The following is an 18,053-nucleotide window of genomic DNA, read 5'->3' on the forward strand; positions in this document are numbered from 1 at the left end:
CCTTTGAAATATTACAATTGAGTGACAGATTAATTGACATATTATTTTTAATGATATAAAATACTATAGTTATAGTATAAAATTACGAGGAGGTAAATGATGAGATGCCGACGAAATATATATTTGTTACAGGAGGAGTTGTTTCTTCCTTGGGCAAGGGGATTACGGCAGCAAGTCTGGGACGATTGCTTAAAAGCAGGGGCCTGAAGGTAACTATTCAGAAGTTTGATCCTTATATAAACGTAGATCCGGGAACAATGAGTCCTTATCAGCATGGAGAGGTTTTTGTAACGGACGACGGTACGGAAACTGATTTGGACTTGGGACATTATGAGAGATTTATAGATATAAGCTTAAATAAAAACAGCAATGTGACTACAGGTAAGATATATTGGTCTGTGATAAATAAGGAAAGAAAAGGAGAATATTTAGGAAGAACTGTCCAGGTTATACCTCATATTACTAATGAAATAAAGGAGAAAATCAGAGCTGCAGCTAAAAATGAAGAAGTGGATGTAGTAATCACCGAAATAGGTGGTACTGTAGGAGATATTGAAAGTTTACCTTTCTTGGAAGCTATAAGACAATTTAAGGGTGAAATTGGAGGAGAGAACGTTATGTATCTCCATGTTACCTTGGTTCCCTATCTTTCAAAAGCAGGGGAATTAAAAACTAAGCCCACCCAGCACAGCGTAAAGGAATTAAGAGGTATCGGCATCCAGCCTGATGTTCTTATTTTAAGAACGGAAAAACCCATTTCTAAAGAAATGAAAGAGAAAATAGCTCTTTTTTGTAATTTAAAGCCAAGAGAAGTTATTCAGAATATTGATACCGATATTATATATGAACTTCCTTTGATGCTCGAAAAAGAAGGCCTTTCTCAACTGGTTATAGAACGTTTGGGACTCAAATGCGGCAAACTTGATATGGAAGATTGGAAGGATATTGTTAAAAGAGCAAAAAATCTAAAGGGAAAAGTAAGGATAGCTCTCGTAGGTAAGTATGTGGAGCTTAAGGATGCATATTTATCTGTCGCGGAAGCATTAAGACACGGAGGTATAGCTAACGGAGTTGAAGTAGAGATAAATTGGGTTCATTCCGAACATGTAAATGAGGACAATTGTGAGGAATTGCTTAAAGATTCCGACGGAATACTTGTACCGGGAGGATTCGGAGATAGAGGAATTGATGGAAAAATTTATGCGGCAAAATATGCGAGAGAACATAATGTACCTTATTTGGGAATATGCTTAGGAATGCAGATGGCTGTAGTTGAATTTGCACGAGATGTGTTGAAACTCAAAGGCGCTCACAGCTCCGAATTAGACCCGAATACTCCTTATCCTGTTATAGATCTGATGCCGGAACAGAGAAATATAGATTCCCTGGGAGGAACCATGAGATTGGGAGCATATCCATGTAAATTAGTTAAATCCACAAAGGCAATGGACGCTTATGGAGATGAATTGATATATGAAAGGCACAGACACAGATATGAATTCAACAATGAATTCAGAGATAAAATGGTAGAAAATGGGCTTGTTATAAGCGGAACTTCTCCTGATGGGAGATTGGTGGAGATAGTAGAACTCAAAGCTCACCCTTGGTTTGTGGCCGTTCAATTTCATCCTGAATTTAAATCAAGGCCTAATAAATGCCATCCTTTGTTTAGAGATTTTATTAAAGCTTCTAAGGAAAATTCTCATAGAGATAATTAAGAAAATATTCTTTTGTTGAAGGAAATATATCTTCCATGAAGAAATATATGATATAGGAGAGTTTGTAAGGTATATTTTATGAAAGGGAGGGTGTTATTTTAATGAAGAAGAATATTATTGCGCTAATATTAGTTTTGAGCATATCTTTAATTTCTGTTCCCAATACCGCCTTCGGGGATATGATGTTTACCGATGTAAATGAAGGATATTGGGCAGAGAAATATATTGACACAATGGTTAACGTAGGAATTATGAGTGGGTACGACGACGGTACTTTTAGACCTAACGATAAAGTAAATAAAGTACAAGCTGTAGTGATGATTTCAAAACTTCTTTATGTCGGCCAAAGTGAAATTACGTCGGCACGAGAAAAATACGAAGAATTTCTAAAGAATTATAACCTTACTGAAGATGAAAAGAACAATATGTCGGTAATTATGGATAAAGGAATTGTAAGCAAAGATATTGTAGAAAAGGAGTTTTTCAGTAACGGGGCTCCAAAAACCGCATCAAAATTGGAAGTATGCCTGTATCTTGTAAGAGCTATGGGAATTGAAGGCCAGACAAGCGGAAGAATTTTTAAATTATCTTATAAGGATGCGGAAACCATACCTGTTAATGCCAGACCTTATATCGACCTTCTTATAGAAAAGGGAATAATCGATAAGGAAGGGGATGCAGGGGGGAAATTTAATCCCAATCAGGAGATAACAAGAGGAGTTTTGGCTAAGATGCTATATCTTGCCTATAATGAAATGAATAACGGCAATATAAATGTGACTCCGGGGAATAATTCCGAAATTCAGAACGACGATAGCGGAATCAGCGGAACCGTAGTTGAAAATACAGGAGAATTTCTTATAATTGATACGGGGAATAAGAAGGATTCTTACGAATTTACTTCTAATACTTTAATTATGCTGGATGGCAAAACCGGAACCAAAGATGATATTAAAAGAGGAATGGTAGTAAAAATTACCGCATCTGCCGGAAATAAATTGGATTCCGTAAAGAACGAAAGTACTGATGAGTCATTGTCAGGGACTATAAAATCCATTGATTTAGGTGCTTCTCCCAGTATGGTTGTTGAATATAAAGATGATTCCGGAAATACCAAGTCTCAGACTTTTTACTTATCTAATGATACAAAGGTATCCTTAGACGGAAAAGAAGGATTTTTGTATTCATTGGAAGAAGGAGATTTAGTTGATATTCATGTATTGAATAATTTGGTTGTAGGTATTTCGGCTGAAACCAAATCAGGAACCGTAAAGGGAATACTTAAAGATGAAAAATTTGAGGATGGTTTTCAAATAACGGTGGAAAGAGATGACGAGTCACTGCTTGAATATACTGTGGAAGATAATGCCTCAATAAAAAGAAACTCTGTCAGTGCAAATATCAGTGAATTAAGAAGAGGAGACGAGATTAATATTTCTCTGACCTATGGAAAAGTTACAGGAATAGATGCTAAATCCGTAAAAGGAGAAAATGAAGGAACAATAAGTGAAATATTGATAAAAGAAGAACCTCAAATTACTATAGTTAATTCAGAGGGAGAAAAAATTACTTATTATGTTTCCAAGGACGTTTCCGTCAATATTGAGGATAAATTAAGTGAAATATATGATTTAAGATTAGGCTATCATGCCAAATTGGTTTTGGAAAGCGATGAAATTATATCGGTGGACGTAGACGAGAAAACTTTGAATAATGAATATATGGGAGAAGTTGAATATATAAATGCCGACGCAGGATTTTTAAGAATTAAAATAAACGGCAGCCAAGAATCTCTAAATGTTAATTTATCTTCTAATATTTCAATTAAGGATATGGACGGAAAGTCTGTGAGTATAAACGACATAACCGGAGGAGATAAGGTTCTTGTGAAAGGTTATATGGACAAGGGATATTTTGTAGCGGACAAAATAGTATTGGCAAAATAAAGGTTTAAAGGGAGTTTAAAAAATACCTCAAAAATGCTTTTATTTCAACATTTTTGAGGTATTTTTTATTCCGTTCTTATTGCTTCCAAAGCGCTTAAATTCATTGCTTTTTTAGCTGGGTAATATCCGGACATCAATCCTACCAAAGCCGAAAATCCCATAGCTGCAAATATCAGCCATATGGGGATGATGCTTATACGGGTGTCGGCGCTTGCCCCCATATTGTTTTGAAGAAAATTTATTCCTACTTTATTGATTATAATTGACAGCACTTCACTTAATACTATTCCTACGGTTCCCCCCAAGAGGCCTATCATTCCTGCCTCAAAGAGGAATAATTTTTTGATATCCCTTAAAGATGCGCCTATTACTTTCATGACCCCGATTTCTTTTGTCCTTTCATATATGGACATGATCATTGTATTGGCGATTCCTATTGCCGCTACAAGAAGTGATACGGCGCCTATTCCTCCAAGGACTGCTTGAATGATAACTGAAGTCTTGTTTAAACTCTCAAGAGCGTCCGACAAACTCCATGCCTCATATCCCATATCCTTAATTTTTTGCTGTACTTCCTGAACTTTGCTTATATCTTCAACCTTTACGAGGATCGTCTGATATTCGTTCCCGTTTGTTTGTGTTTTATTTCCTTCGGCTTTATTTTTTTCTTTTATTAATTTTTTAACTTGTTCAATGGGCATATATACGTTATAGTCGGTATCGTAAGAACCTTCCTGAAGAATTCCCACGGTTTTTACTTTATAAGTTTTGTAATTTACTTTCTTTTCTCCATCCTGGTTTTTCAAAGACGATTCATTCGGATTTCTTTTCCTTCCGTAGTTCATATCAAATGTCATTATAATCTTATCGTTCATCAGATCTATTTCCGGCTCCTTGTTGGGGCCTCTTCGCCTTCGTGAGTTTTCATCATAAAAGGTATGTTTCATTCCTCCTCCGAATATTAATACATCTTGGTCTCCGGTTTGAAACAGTCTTCCTTCTCCGATTTTAAAGTCAAATTCTTTCATCGAACTGGGGTCTATACCTTTTAACGACATATAAGTACTATACTTTCCGTCTACTAATTTTATTTGATCTTCTACAATGGGTGTAACTGCCGTTACATCAGGAATATTCTTAAATTCAGCCAAACTTTCTTCATTCAGTTTTTTCTCTGTACTTGAACTTGATGAGCTGACTGAAACTCCGCCGTCATAATACATCTCATTGTAGCCTTGGCTTACCGTAATAATGTTTACACTTCCCATCTGTTTTATCTGATTATTAAAGGCTTCTCTCATCCCGAATCCTAAGCTCAGCATAACTATTATGGAGCTGGTTCCTATGATTACTCCTAAAACCGTCAGAAAAGTTCTTAATTTTCTCCTCCATAAATTTCTTATTCCCATGGAAACCAAATCTAAACTATTCATCTATTGACATAGCCTTCTCTTTCTTTTTCTTTCTCCAGATTTTAATTACGATTATTGCTAATATTATAGGTATGACTATTGCCCAGAATTTTGCTGTTTTAAATATATTCTTGCTTTGCTTTTCTTGAGGAGGTAATTCATCAGGATTCGGAGCCGGAGGAGCTTCCTGAACATTTAAAGCAAATTCTTTTCTGACTTCTACTGTTTCTCCTCTGCTGTCTTCATAGGAAAATACAAGAGCTCCTTTTACTTCGCCGGTAGCTTGAGGAATAATAGTTCCTTCGTAAGAATCGCTTCCTCCCGATTCGAAATTTCCCAAGTAGTAATTGCCGTTTTCTGTCTGGAAATCTCCCTCGAGCTTAACCATTGTATTGTAAAGTGTGACTTTTCCGGTATTGTAAAAGTCAATTGATATGGGAATCGGAGTTCCGACAAAGGCCTCGGTCGAAATGGTCAATTCTCCTGTTTGCAATTTGGATTTTTGAACGACTGGGACTCCTACAAGTTCTGTGGCAGTAAGTTCTTGTCCATCGTTATCTTCATATTCGAAAGTTGCCGTAACGGTATAAGTTTTTGCTTCGGCAGTAGGGACCGTATACATTGTAATCTGCTTTTCAACTCTTCCCTTAGGGGCTATGGAGTCTATGTAGAAGGTATTACTGCTTCCTACGGGGCTGAATACATTGCTCCCGTTTTCCTTTGTCTGATCGTTTACAGATAGAGAAATTTTTATATTTCTTACGGCTTTATCTTTATTGGTATTAAAAAAGGATAAGTTCATTACAAAATTTTCTCCTGCGTTTACTAATGCAGGTGAAAAACTGTATTTATCTATTATAAGTTTTGGCTTTTCTTTCCCGCTGTCTTCTTTATCTACGTATACTCCTACATATTGTGTTAACATATATTTTTCATCGTCTTTTCCGAAATTTAATTCATCTTCATATTCAACGGTAATATTTATAGGATAGTTTTTTGCTGTAGCTTCTTTCGTTGGGGAAAGGACAAAGTCTACATGTTCTGTTCCTTCCGGGGCAATTCCGATGATTTTTTTGATACTTGCGGTTTTAGGAACTATTGCAGGATCGGAACTTTCGACTTTTACAACAATATTAGATGCATCTAATTTCCCGTGATTTACAAGATCAAATCCTATAGTAAAATTCTTTTCCGGAGTAATTCCCTCATCAGGATAAACAATATTTTCCATTGAAAGATTGGAATTTGATCCGCCTTTTCCTCCAATGTTAATAAATACCTTTTGGGTATCTTCATAGGCTTGGTTTTGCCTGTCCTTATAGCTGAATTTTAAGTCCAATCCGTGGCTTCCCCTTGAAGCTTTGCTGGAGGCTTTAAGATTGAATTTAACGTATCCGTGAAATCCTCCGGCGATTTTTTGAATGTATTGAGTGTTGGAGCCTTCTCCCATAACAAACCCTTCGTCACTTAATCCTTCCAAAGAAAATTTGATATCTTTTGCTTCTTCTGTTCCGTTGTTTGCTATGTCGAATCCAACTTCCACTGTTTCTCCGGGAGCAATACTCTCTGATCCTATATCTACTTTGCTTATTATAAGTCTTGGCGGCGAAATTCTGTTTATGACCTTTACATATACTACTGTATTGTAAGTTCCGGGATCTCCGTAAGAATTAGTAAATTGAAAATTTAATTTAATCGGATAATTTTTTTCCGCAGCGAGAGAATCGATTTTCAGTTTTAAGGTTACATCTACAGTACGATCTCCTTCGATTTTATCTAAGCTCTGAGAAAATGTCAGGTCATTTATTGTAAAAGGACTGGCTGAATCAATTTCGGGAGTGATTACTACGTCCTTTGCAGTATAACCTGTATTTTTTATGGTTATTGGAATATCAATATTACTTCCGGCATCCCCCGTAGGTATTTTGTCACTGATTATCGAGAGCTTGGGCATCAATTTGGAAGTATCTTCATCTATTTCTGCCGATACAGGTGCGTAAAATTGGGTTATTATCAGCAGTACTGCTAAGAATACATGAAAAAATCTTTTCATTTATTATGCGTCCCCCTTAATATTATTTTTTGAATTTTCTATAATCTTTTCTATGTTTCCATCTCTTATATAAATGATCTGGTGAGCATAGTTTGATATTTCCGCATCATGAGTAACTATTATTAAAGTCTGCTTTTGTTCGTTAGCCATGGAAGTCATAAGATCCATAACTTCTATGGTAGTCTTCGTGTCCAAGTTTCCCGTAGGTTCATCAGCAAACACAATCTGTGGATGGCCTATAAAAGCTCGTGCAATGCTTACTCTTTGCTGCTGCCCTCCACTCATCTCAGAAGGCCTGTGATGAAGCCGGTTTCCCAATCCCACTTCTATAAGCATTTTCTTTGCCGCTTTGTTTCTTTTTGATTTGGGTATTCCCTGAAATATAAGAGGGAGGCTTACATTTTCCAAGGCAGAGAGAGTTGGAATCAAGTTATATGATTGAAAAACAAAACCAATATATAGTTGACGAAATTTAGTTACCTGATTTTCGTTCATTCTCTCCAGATGCTTTTTATTTATTATTATTTCACCCTTTGTTGGCTTTTCAAGCCCCGCCATCATATTTAAAAGTGTACTTTTTCCTGAACCGGAAGTGCCCAACAGGCATACGAGCTTTTCATTGTCTATAGAAAGATTTATATTGTTAAGAGCAACAATTTTTTCTTCTCCCATCCTGTAAACTTTCCGGACATTATTCAATTTGATCAATTCTGTCAAATAAGAATTCACCTCCCATCATATTATATATGATTATTCTATCATAATTTTCCTTTTGAATAAACTACAAAATAGTTACAATCATATTTTATTAACAAAAATACTCCTCTTTACATAAACGGATTTTTATATTTTTCAATCTGCTTATTCGAAGAGGAGTATTTCAGGTCTATTATATTAAACGAGATTACTGTTATACACCTTGAGCCATCATTGCATTTGCAACTTTTAAGAATCCTGCAATATTTGCTCCGGCAACATAGTTCTTAGGCATTCCGTACTCTTTAGAAGCTTTGTCGCAAGTCTTGAAGATATTTGTCATTATTCCGTCAAGTTTTGCATCAACTTCCTCTGCGGTCCATGAAAGTCTCATGCTGTTTTGAGACATTTCAAGAGCCGAAGTAGCAACTCCGCCTGCGTTTGCAGCTTTTGCAGGAGCAAGAAGTATATTATTCTTCTGGAATAATTTAATGGCTTCAATAGTAGATGGCATATTTGCACCTTCACCTACTGCGAAAACGCCGTTGTCGATAAGCTTTTGAGCGCTTTCTGCATTTATATCATTTTGAGTTGCACAGGGAAGAGCTATATCACATGGGATTTCCCATATACATCCGCCTTCAACATATTTTGCATTAGTATGATATTTTACATATTCCTTTATTCTCTTTCTTTCAACTTCCTTAATTTTCTTTACTGTATCAAGTTTTATTCCGTCTTCATCAAGAATGTATCCGTTTGAGTCTGACATTGCAACAACTTTTGCGCCATAATATTGTGCTTTTTCACATGCATAAATTGCCACATTTCCTGATCCGGAAATGACAACTTTTTTATTTTTAATCGTTTCATTATTAGCTTTAAGCATTTCTCTGACGAAATATATAATGCCGTATCCTGTAGCTTGGGTTCTCACCAATGAACCTCCCCAACCGATTCCTTTTCCTGTAAGTACTCCGTTTTGGAAATTACCTTTAATTCTCTTGTATTGTCCGAATAAGTATCCGATTTCTCTTCCGCCTACACCTATATCTCCTGCCGGTACATCTATGTCGGGTCCGATATGTCTTTGAAGCTCGGTCATGAAACTTTGACAGAATCTCATAACTTCTCTTTCGGATTTTCCTTTGGGATCAAAGTCGGCTCCGCCTTTTCCTCCGCCAATAGGAAGCCCTGTTAATGAGTTCTTGAAAATTTGTTCAAATCCAAGGAATTTAATTATTCCGATATATACGGAAGGATGGAATCTAAGTCCGCCTTTATAAGGCCCTATGGCACTGTTGAATTGAACTCTGAATCCTCTGTTTACCTGAACTTTTCCGTTGTCGTCAATCCAGGGAACTGCGAATGTGATTTGCCTTTCCGGCTCGATGAGTCTTTCAATGATACCGTTTTCAACAAATTCATGATGTTTCTCCAAGACAGGAACTAAAGATTCGAGGACTTCTTCTACTGCCTCGTGAAATTCAATCTCGCCAGGATTCCTTTTTTTAACAATTTCAATATACTTCTCAATGATAGGTGACATTTTAAAATCTCCCCTTTATTAATGATTTGTAGTTTGTTAAAGCTTTTACAACTGTAAAATATCACACTATGAAGAAAGTGTCAATAAGTTCCCTGATAATTATAAAGGGGTTTATAGGTGATACTTGACATAAGGTGATAAAATAGCCATATTTATATATTTTAACTTTTTGTAATCTTGTTGTATAGAAAGTAATAATTTATTATGATATAATAATACTGTCTTTTAGGGTTTATTATGAGGATGGAGGTACAAATATGAGTGAGGCTATGATAAGATTAAGGATGAGTTCGGGAGATTCTCATTATGGAGGGAATCTTGTGGACGGGGCAAAGATGCTTCAATTGTTTGGAGATGTGGCAACGGAACTTTTAATCAGGCAGGATGGAGATGAAGGTCTTTTCGCGGGATATGAAGAGATAGAGTTTTTATCTCCGGTATTTGCGGGAGATTATATTGAGGCAGTCGGAGAAATAATTAAAATCGGTAATAGTTCGAGAAAAATGAAATTTGAAGCAAGAAAGGTTATAGCGGCAAGGCCGGATATCAGCAACTCAGCTTGTGATGTATTAAAAGAACCTATAGTTGTTTGCAGGGCAGTGGGAACTTGTGTTACACCCAAAGATAAGAAGAGAAAATAATAAGGGGGTAAAGCAGTAGAATGGAAAAGCTAATTATAACTGCTGCCATATGTGGAGCAGAAGTGACAAAAGAAAATAACCCCAATGTCCCTTATACTGTCGAAGAAATAGGAGAGGAAGCAGAATCGGCATATAGAGCGGGGGCAAGTATTATTCATCTTCATGTAAGATATGATGACGGGACTCCGACTCAAGACAAAGAAAGATTTAGAGAATGTATGGAGGAAATAAGAAGGAGATGCCCCGATGTTATCATTCAACCATCAACAGGGGGAGCAGTAGGAATGACTGATGAAGAGAGACTTCAACCGGTGGAGCTTTTTCCGGAAATGGCAACGTTAGATTGTGGAACCCTTAATTTTGGGGGAGACGAAATATTTATAAATACTGAAAATACAATCAAAAATTTTGCGAAAGTTATGAACGAAAAAGGAGTAAAACCTGAAATAGAGGTATTTGACAAGGGAATGGTAGATTTAGCGGTCAGATATCATAAACAGGGATATATATCTGCTCCCATGCATTTTGATTTTGTGATGGGAGTACAGATGGATGCAACAGTAAGGGATTTATCATATATTTCGCGAAGTATTCCTGAAGGGTCAACATGGACTGTGGCAGGAGTAGGAAGGCATCAAATACCCATGGCAGTAGTAGGGATAATTATGGGTGGTCATGCAAGAGTAGGATTTGAAGATAATGTTTATATTTCTAAAGGAGTATTAGCTAAGTCAAACGGAGAATTAGTAGAAAAAGTAGTAAGAATAGCTAAAGAAATTGGAAGAGAAATAGCTACTCCCGAAGAAGCAAGAAAAATTTTGAGAATTAAGTACAAAGGATAAAATAGGACTATTGAGGAAAGGTGAAGCCTTTCCTTGTACTTTTTGTAAGATAAACAAATTTTCTATTAATTATGGAAGGATTTTTATGCTGTGTATAGAATTATTGATGGAAAGAGTTTTTTCGGAACAACTAATTTTCAAAATTTTAAAGAAAATGGTATAATAAATATATAAGGAGGGTTGAAAAATGAAGTTTTTTATAGATACTGCCAATATTGATGAAATTAGAGAGATAAATGATTGGGGGGTTATATGTGGCGTCACTACCAATCCATCTCTTATTGCAAAAGAAGGCAGAGATTTTAAAGAAGTTATAAAAGAAATTACGTCGATAGTTGATGGTCCTATCAGTGCGGAGGTTATTTCTTTAAAAAGCGAAGGGATGATTAAAGAAGCAAGAGAATTGTCGAAGATTCATCCTAATATAGTTGTTAAAATTCCTATGATAAAAGAAGGGTTAAAAGCAGTCAAAGTACTTAAATCCGAAGGAATAAAAACTAATGTGACTTTGGTTTTTTCTCCAAGCCAGGCACTTCTTGCGGCTCGGGCAGGAGCATCTTATGTAAGTCCATTTATAGGAAGAATGGATGATATAAGTAATGAAGGAATGAATATAGTAAGGGACATAGCAGAAATATATCGTAATTATGACATTAAGGCGGAAATAATAGCTGCAAGTATTCGCCACCCGATACATGTTATAGAAGCTGCTAAGGCAGGGGCGGATATTGCAACAATACCTTATAAGGTATTTTTAAATATGGTGAAACATCCTATGACAGATTTAGGAATCCAAAGATTTCTTAAAGATTGGGAAGGTTTGGTTAAGAAATAAGGAGGGATTTTGATGGATAGAAATTTGCCCTTAAACCTTGTGAGGGTGACAGAAGCGGCTGCTTTGGAAAGTGCCAGATATTTGGGAAGAGGAGATAAAAATGTCGTGGATCAAGCGGCGGTAAATGGAATGAGAAATATGTTCGATACTATAAATATAGACGGAACTGTTGTAATTGGAGAAGGGGAACTTGACGAGGCTCCGATGCTGTATATCGGAGAACAAATAGGAAAAGCCAAGGAGGGCTGTCCTGAAGTAGATATAGCTGTAGATCCCGTGGATGGGACTATAGCTGTGTCAAAGGGACTTTCCAACTCCATATCGGTGGTAGCTGTAGCACCTAAAGGCTGCTTACTTCATGCTCCGGATATGTATATGGATAAAATTGCTGTAGGACCTAAGGCAAGGGGTGTAATTGATATTAATGCACCTGTAAAGGAAAATTTGAAGAATGTGGCTAAGGCACTTAATAAATCGGTTTCAGATATTACTGTGACTATGCTTGACAGGCCGAGGCATGAAAAACTCGTAAAGGATATCAGAGAAGCTGGAGCAAGAATTAAATTATTCAGAGACGGAGACGTAGCTGCGGCTATTGCTACGGGATTTGAACATTCGGGAGTGGATATTCTTATGGGCATAGGAGGTGCGCCTGAAGGAGTAATCGCGGCTGCAGCCCTTAAATGTATGGGAGGAGAATTTCAGGGGAAACTTCACCCCATGGATGATATTCAAAAAGAAAGATGTATAAAAATGGGAGCTAATGTTAATACTGTATTAACCATGGAAGATTTGGCCAAGGGGAACGAAATAGTATTTGCTGCTACCGGAATTTCTGATGGAGAATTGTTAAAAGGTGTGTTATACTATGGAAATGACATGGCAAAAACTCATTCAATGGTTATGAGAGCGGAAACGGGGACTATTAGATTTATTGAAGCAATACATAGATTAGATAAGAAACCGGAATATGCAAAATAAAATCCCGGGCTTTCCGGGATTCCCTTTCTTTTTTCTTTCCTTCTTATATGCTTTCCACCATATAGATATACAATAAATACATAAAACACATAAAAAATATTGGAGGTGTCGGTTAGTTTGACCCAAGTAGATTTAAAAGGAAAAAAAATATTAGAATTAAGAGAAATAGCTAAAAATATAGGGATTAAAAGTCCTTATAAATATAAAAAAGAGGAGCTTGAAAATTTGATTATACAAAACACAGCTTCCGATAAAATCAATGAAGACAAAAAAAATGACAACATTGAAGATAAAGAGGAAGCTGATATTAAAAAGATAAATAAGGAAGATTTTCCTGAAAAAATAACGGAAGAAATAGAAAAGATGAATGATGTAAATTTAAGTGAGGGGATATTGGAAGTCCACGTTGACGGATATGGATTTTTAAGAAGTGACAATTACCTTTCGGGAGATAATGATATATACGTATCCCCATCTCAAATAAGAAGGTTCAGACTTAAAACCGGTGATAAAATATTAGGGATTACAAGGCCCGCAAAGTCCGGAGAAAAGTATAAAGCCCTTCTTTATGTTAAATCTGTAAATGGCTTAAATCCGGAAAAATCAGTTTCCAGACCGGATTTTGATTCATTAACTCCTGTATATCCCACCGAAAGAATTGTTCTTGAAACAGCTTCAAATGAACTTTCTATGAGAATGATTGATTTATTGGCGCCTATAGGAAAAGGTCAGAGAGGAATGATAGTATCTCCTCCTAAGGCGGGAAAGACCACTCTTCTTAAAAAAATTGCTAATGCAATTTCTATTAACCATCCGGAGATTGAAATAATAGTTCTTTTAATTGATGAAAGACCGGAAGAAGTAACGGATATGAAAAGGTCCGTAAACGGAGATGTAGTGTATTCTACCTTTGATGAACTTCCTAAACATCATGCCAAAGTAGCAGAAATAGTCCTTGAAAGAGCAAAAAGATTAGTGGAACACGGAAAAGACGTTGTTATTCTCTTGGACAGTATTACAAGGCTTGCCAGGGCTTATAACCTCACTATTCCCGCAACAGGAAGAACTTTATCCGGAGGATTAGATCCGGGAGCCCTTTATATTCCCAAAAGATTTTTTGGTGCAGCAAGAAAATTAGAAGAAGGGGGAAGTTTAACTATTCTTGCCACTGCTCTTGTGGAAACAGGAAGCAGAATGGACGATGTAATATTTGAAGAATTTAAAGGTACAGGAAATATGGAAATACATTTGGACAGGAAACTTTCGGAAAAAAGAATATTCCCGGCAATAGATATAAACAAGTCGGGGACAAGAAGAGAGGAACTTCTTTTAAGTCAGAAAGAATTGGAGACCATATGGGGTATAAGAAAAGCATTAAGCAATTCTCCCATTCAGGATGTAACTGAAACTTTAATCGAAGATTTAATGCAAACTAAATCTAATGAAGATTTTATAGATGTTATAAGGAATAAAATGTGGATTTAACACAAGGGGACGGTTCTTCTGTGCTGTCTGGCGAACTTATTTTAAACTTATCTTATGCCAATGGGAAAGTCCTAATTTCCTTGATTTATTAATGTTTCGACAGAAATCTTATTATTATTTCTTTTAATTAAACTTCAGGATGAAAAAAGGTTATTTTATGCAGTTAACTTCCTATTATTAAAATTTTAAAATATGTATTTAGTTGAAAATTTTAAAAGTATATGCTATAATGAATAAAGCTGAAAATTATAGTATGAATTTGTGCATAGAGAGGTGAAGGGAATGAAGAAGGACATTCAACCTAAATATTATGAAGCAACGGTAACTTGTGCTTGCGGAAATACGTTCAAGACAGGATCGACAAAAAAGGAATTAAGAGTAGAAGTTTGTTCGGAATGTCATCCGTTTTTTACAGGTCGTCAAAAATTTGCGGAACGTGGTGGCCGTGTAGAGAAATTCAAGAAAAAATATGGCTTGAAATAAAATTTGAAAAGAAGTTAGAGATTATACTCTAACTTCTTTTATTTAATGGGAAAGTTCTGCTTTTCCTATTAAATAAAAAGAGGCACCTCAAAAAACTGAGCATACCAATAAAAGAAGATCCTGATACTTGCCCTATGTGCAGTGAAAAGCTAATTTACAGCGGAGTATATTCTGAATACCAGGACTGCGGTCATAGTTATTGCTCTATATAAAGAATTTATATTTTTCATATTATATTGAAAAGTCAAAATAATAATAATTTTTTTAAAATTCAATTGACATTAGGATTTTTGTTTGATATTATAAAAGTAATCAAATTTACATTTAGAACTAATAGGGGTAGTAAAAATGTTTTAAAATTTTATTATTAATGGTTATTATTTTGACATTATTTATTATCTAACTCAAAAAAACAAAAATAAGTAGAGAAGAAGGTTCCATAAAATAAAATGATTATAAGATAGAAGATATTTTATTTCAATTAGCATATTGCAGTTCATAAATTTTTTAGCTTATTTTAACATAGTATCTTATAAAAATATATACTTTTTTAAGAGAGTTTATAAATGTTTTATATTCAAAAAGATATCCAGCAATATCCTTTCTAAAATATAAAAAGTTTAGTCTATTATAGTTCTTACTTTGTATACAATGGTTTATGCATAAATTGGAGTATTTTAAGGCATTTTCATACATATCAAGCATATGAAGATGTAGGACAAACTATAACATGGTGTAATAGAAGTAATATGAAAAATAAGTAAATTTTATAAATGAATATAATTATAGAATTTCATGCATTAAAAAAACAGAACGAAATTTTCAAAATAGATAAATTTAACTTTTAGATATAATCATGTAAATTATTTATATTTAAAGTTACTAATTTAGCTTTTAAAAAATATCTGGCTAAATTTAGCTAAATATTTTTTAATTATTTATTAATTTAAATAGGAAATGAAAGGTGGTGAAATAGTATGGAAAAAATGAATTATAAAGTTAATCAAATTGTTACTCCTACATGTGGATGTTTGATTGGTAGCTGCGGAAATAAAGCAGAAATAAAATAATAATGTAGGTAGTAATAAGAGTACGATAATTGTACTATGAGAAATTTCTCATAGTACAATTATTAATTTAAATAATAGAAGGGGGATATAAGAATAATGTATTACGAAGATGTAGGATTATATTTAAAGGATAACGTTTTGTTTGATCTTATAGATTTGTGCATATATAAAGTTAATGAGGATGCAATAAATATATTTAATAGTCTGTATAATAATTTGGATACTTCCCAAATAGAAAAGTTAAAAGATTATAATTTAATTAAGAATACTTTTTTTTCATCAAATAGGAAAGAGAAAACATGTAAGTATAGCGATAATATATTAAATATTCAAATTAGTATAAGCAATACATGTAATTTAAAGTGTCGATATTGTTATGCGAAATACGGAAATTATGGAAAAAAGGATTCTTTAATGTCAAAGAATGTAGCATATGAAATTTCAAATAAAATAAAAAAAGTATTTCCATCAGTACAAAAAATTTCCTTTTTTGGGGGAGAACCTTTAATGAATATTGATGCTATAGAAACAATAATAAATACTATAAGTAATAAAAATATTAAATATTCTATGGTTACAAATGGAACGATAATGAACGATAGACTTACGGAGATATTAAAAGAAAATGATATTAAAGCAATTATTAGCATAGATGGACCAGAAGAAATTAATGATTTAAATAGAGTTTATAAAACTGGCGGTGGAACTTATAAGGCTATAGAAAACAATATAAAAAAAATACAAGATAATATAGGCTCCGTAGGTATGTTAGCAGCAGTATATACGAAACCTTCATGTTTAAAGTATTCAAAAAAGGAAATATGTGAATTTTTGTATAATGCTTTCCATGTAAAAGTTATAGGAATAGGTAATGTATTTACTGAAATAGAAGAATTAAAGCTAAGTGATAATATAAAGAAAGATTATGAAATGGAAGTAAAGGATTTAGTAGAATATACATTTGATAAAATAATGAATAAACAATTTTTCTTGATTAATGAAGTTTATGATGCATTAAGTGCTTTTTTTAACCAAGTAAGTATGAATGAATTCTGTGGTGCAGGAACAATGTCATTATTTATTGATGAAGTAGGTAATGTATATCCTTGTCAATTATTTGTTGGCGATGAAGAGTTTTATATGGGTAATATATTGAGGAATTATGAAAAATCATATGAGCAATCAGATGATTATATATCAATTAGAAATAAATTAAAAAGTGTACAAAAATGTTCAATAGGCAAATGTGAATGTTGTATAGCAAAATTTTGGTGTTTTAGATGCATTGGTCAGTATAAAAAAGAAAGCAATTTTGGTGCATGTAAAAATATAAATGAATGTTCATATATTGTAGACATAACAACAGAAACATTAAATAAGATAGCAAGATATATGAGTGAAGGTAAATTTGATGAACTAATAGAAAGTATTAATTATTTAGCTTCTTATACAAAGTAAAAGAGATAAGGGATGTGTGGTATGGTAAAATATATTTTTAGAAGAAAATTTTTATATATGTTTTTAATTATTGTTATGTTGTTATCATCTTTATTGAGTGTAAGAGTAGCTTTTATTGCAGGTAATATTATTGATTTGTTGAGTGACAATAATTTTACTAATAGTCTTTTTAATATTCTAGTAAAATCTTTTTTAATTTTAATATTGTGGGTAGGGGTTAATTTTATCGGCAATGTCATTAAAGCTAAGTTGCTCAAAGGAATAATGCTGGATTTTAAAGCAGACGTTTTCACTAAAATATCCAACCTAAGCATTACAGAATTTCAAAATAATACCAGCACTTACTATGTATCTATAATAAACAATGACATCAATACTCTTGAAGAAAATTATTTCAATCATATTTTATCGATTGTTTCAGAAATTTTACTATTATTCATATCAATAATTACTTTATTTACAATAAATATATATATTGCCTTAATTGCGATAGCAACTTCAATTATACCTCTTTTGATACCAAAGTTAACCAATAAAAAATTATCTCTATTAAGAAGTGAGTTTTCAAAGGATACTAAAAGTTTTATATCTATGGTTAAGGAAACGATATTAGGTATTGAAACAATAAAAAGTTATAATATAAATAAACAAATTTCAGATATATATATAAATAAAAATGAACAAATGAAAGAAACAGAGCAAGAAATATCCGTACTAGAAGGTATAATTCAGGCTATATCTATACTTGCAGGATTTTCAATGTACTGCATTGTATTGACTTTGGGTATTTACTTAGCATATAAAAAGATTATAACTGTTGGGACAGTTATTGTAGCAAGCCAATTAACTAATAACATTAAAAATCCTATAATTAATATAATATT

At 33.8% G+C, this 18,053-nt stretch carries 14 protein-coding genes; 10 read left to right on the forward strand and 4 right to left on the reverse strand.

Features of this window, described 5'->3' with window-relative positions; all coding sequences use genetic code 11:
• Positions 1–104 precede the first annotated feature (104 nt).
• Positions 105–1,718, forward strand: coding sequence for a CTP synthase (locus PP176A_RS06220; RefSeq protein WP_071139587.1), 1,614 nt, complete (start codon positions 105–107; stop codon positions 1,716–1,718).
• Between the two features lie 101 nt (positions 1,719–1,819).
• Positions 1,820–3,664 (forward strand): S-layer homology domain-containing protein, encoded by a 1,845-nt coding sequence (locus tag PP176A_RS06225; protein WP_071139588.1) that lies wholly within the window; start codon positions 1,820–1,822, stop codon positions 3,662–3,664.
• A gap of 65 nt (positions 3,665–3,729) precedes the next feature.
• Here the strand turns inward: PP176A_RS06225 and PP176A_RS06230 are convergent, their stop codons facing one another.
• From PP176A_RS06230 to gdhA, 4 genes are all read right to left on the reverse strand, one after another.
• Positions 3,730–5,097, reverse strand: coding sequence for an ABC transporter permease (locus tag PP176A_RS06230; RefSeq protein ID WP_071139589.1), 1,368 nt, complete (start codon positions 5,095–5,097; stop codon positions 3,730–3,732).
• The gene (locus PP176A_RS06235) at positions 5,090–7,129 is read right to left on the reverse strand and encodes a COG1361 S-layer family protein (RefSeq protein ID WP_071139590.1); all 2,040 of its coding nucleotides are present in this window, start codon (positions 7,127–7,129) and stop codon (positions 5,090–5,092) included. The genes PP176A_RS06230 and PP176A_RS06235 overlap by 8 nt, the downstream gene beginning before the upstream one ends.
• Positions 7,130–7,132: 3 nt before the next feature.
• The gene (locus tag PP176A_RS06240) at positions 7,133–7,846 is read right to left on the reverse strand and encodes an ABC transporter ATP-binding protein (protein ID WP_143037655.1); all 714 of its coding nucleotides are present in this window, start codon (positions 7,844–7,846) and stop codon (positions 7,133–7,135) included.
• Between the two features lie 193 nt (positions 7,847–8,039).
• Complete coding sequence (gene gdhA / locus PP176A_RS06245) at positions 8,040–9,374, reverse strand: NADP-specific glutamate dehydrogenase (protein ID WP_071139591.1); 1,335 nt, start codon at positions 9,372–9,374, stop codon at positions 8,040–8,042.
• A gap of 257 nt (positions 9,375–9,631) precedes the next feature.
• Between gdhA and PP176A_RS06250 the strand changes: the two genes are divergently transcribed.
• The 8 genes from PP176A_RS06250 to PP176A_RS06285 form a co-directional block, all read left to right on the forward strand.
• The gene (locus tag PP176A_RS06250; RefSeq protein ID WP_071139592.1) at positions 9,632–10,015 is read left to right on the forward strand and encodes a 3-aminobutyryl-CoA ammonia lyase; all 384 of its coding nucleotides are present in this window, start codon (positions 9,632–9,634) and stop codon (positions 10,013–10,015) included.
• A gap of 20 nt (positions 10,016–10,035) precedes the next feature.
• The gene (locus tag PP176A_RS06255) at positions 10,036–10,857 is read left to right on the forward strand and encodes a 3-keto-5-aminohexanoate cleavage enzyme (RefSeq protein WP_071139593.1); all 822 of its coding nucleotides are present in this window, start codon (positions 10,036–10,038) and stop codon (positions 10,855–10,857) included.
• A 187-nt stretch (positions 10,858–11,044) separates the two neighbouring features.
• On the forward strand, positions 11,045–11,692 hold the full coding sequence (gene fsa / locus PP176A_RS06260; RefSeq protein WP_071139594.1) for a fructose-6-phosphate aldolase: 648 nt from the start codon (positions 11,045–11,047) through the stop codon (positions 11,690–11,692).
• A gap of 12 nt (positions 11,693–11,704) precedes the next feature.
• On the forward strand, positions 11,705–12,673 hold the full coding sequence (gene glpX / locus PP176A_RS06265) for a class II fructose-bisphosphatase (protein ID WP_071139595.1): 969 nt from the start codon (positions 11,705–11,707) through the stop codon (positions 12,671–12,673).
• Between the two features lie 117 nt (positions 12,674–12,790).
• Positions 12,791–14,158 (forward strand): transcription termination factor Rho, encoded by a 1,368-nt coding sequence (gene rho / locus PP176A_RS06270; RefSeq protein WP_071139596.1) that lies wholly within the window; start codon positions 12,791–12,793, stop codon positions 14,156–14,158.
• A gap of 282 nt (positions 14,159–14,440) precedes the next feature.
• Positions 14,441–14,641 (forward strand): 50S ribosomal protein L31, encoded by a 201-nt coding sequence (gene rpmE / locus PP176A_RS06275; RefSeq protein WP_071139597.1) that lies wholly within the window; start codon positions 14,441–14,443, stop codon positions 14,639–14,641.
• A gap of 1,166 nt (positions 14,642–15,807) precedes the next feature.
• Positions 15,808–17,169, forward strand: a complete 1,362-nt coding sequence (locus tag PP176A_RS06280) for a radical SAM protein (RefSeq protein ID WP_071139598.1) — start codon at positions 15,808–15,810, stop codon at positions 17,167–17,169.
• 21 nt (positions 17,170–17,190) lie between these two features.
• Positions 17,191–18,053: ABC transporter transmembrane domain-containing protein (locus PP176A_RS06285; protein ID WP_159429044.1), on the forward strand; the 863-nt coding region annotated here is incomplete at its 3' end.

The organism is Sporanaerobacter sp. PP17-6a (assembly GCF_900095615.1).
GTDB classification, from domain to species: Bacteria; Bacillota; Clostridia; order Tissierellales; family Acidilutibacteraceae; genus Acidilutibacter; species Acidilutibacter cellobiosedens.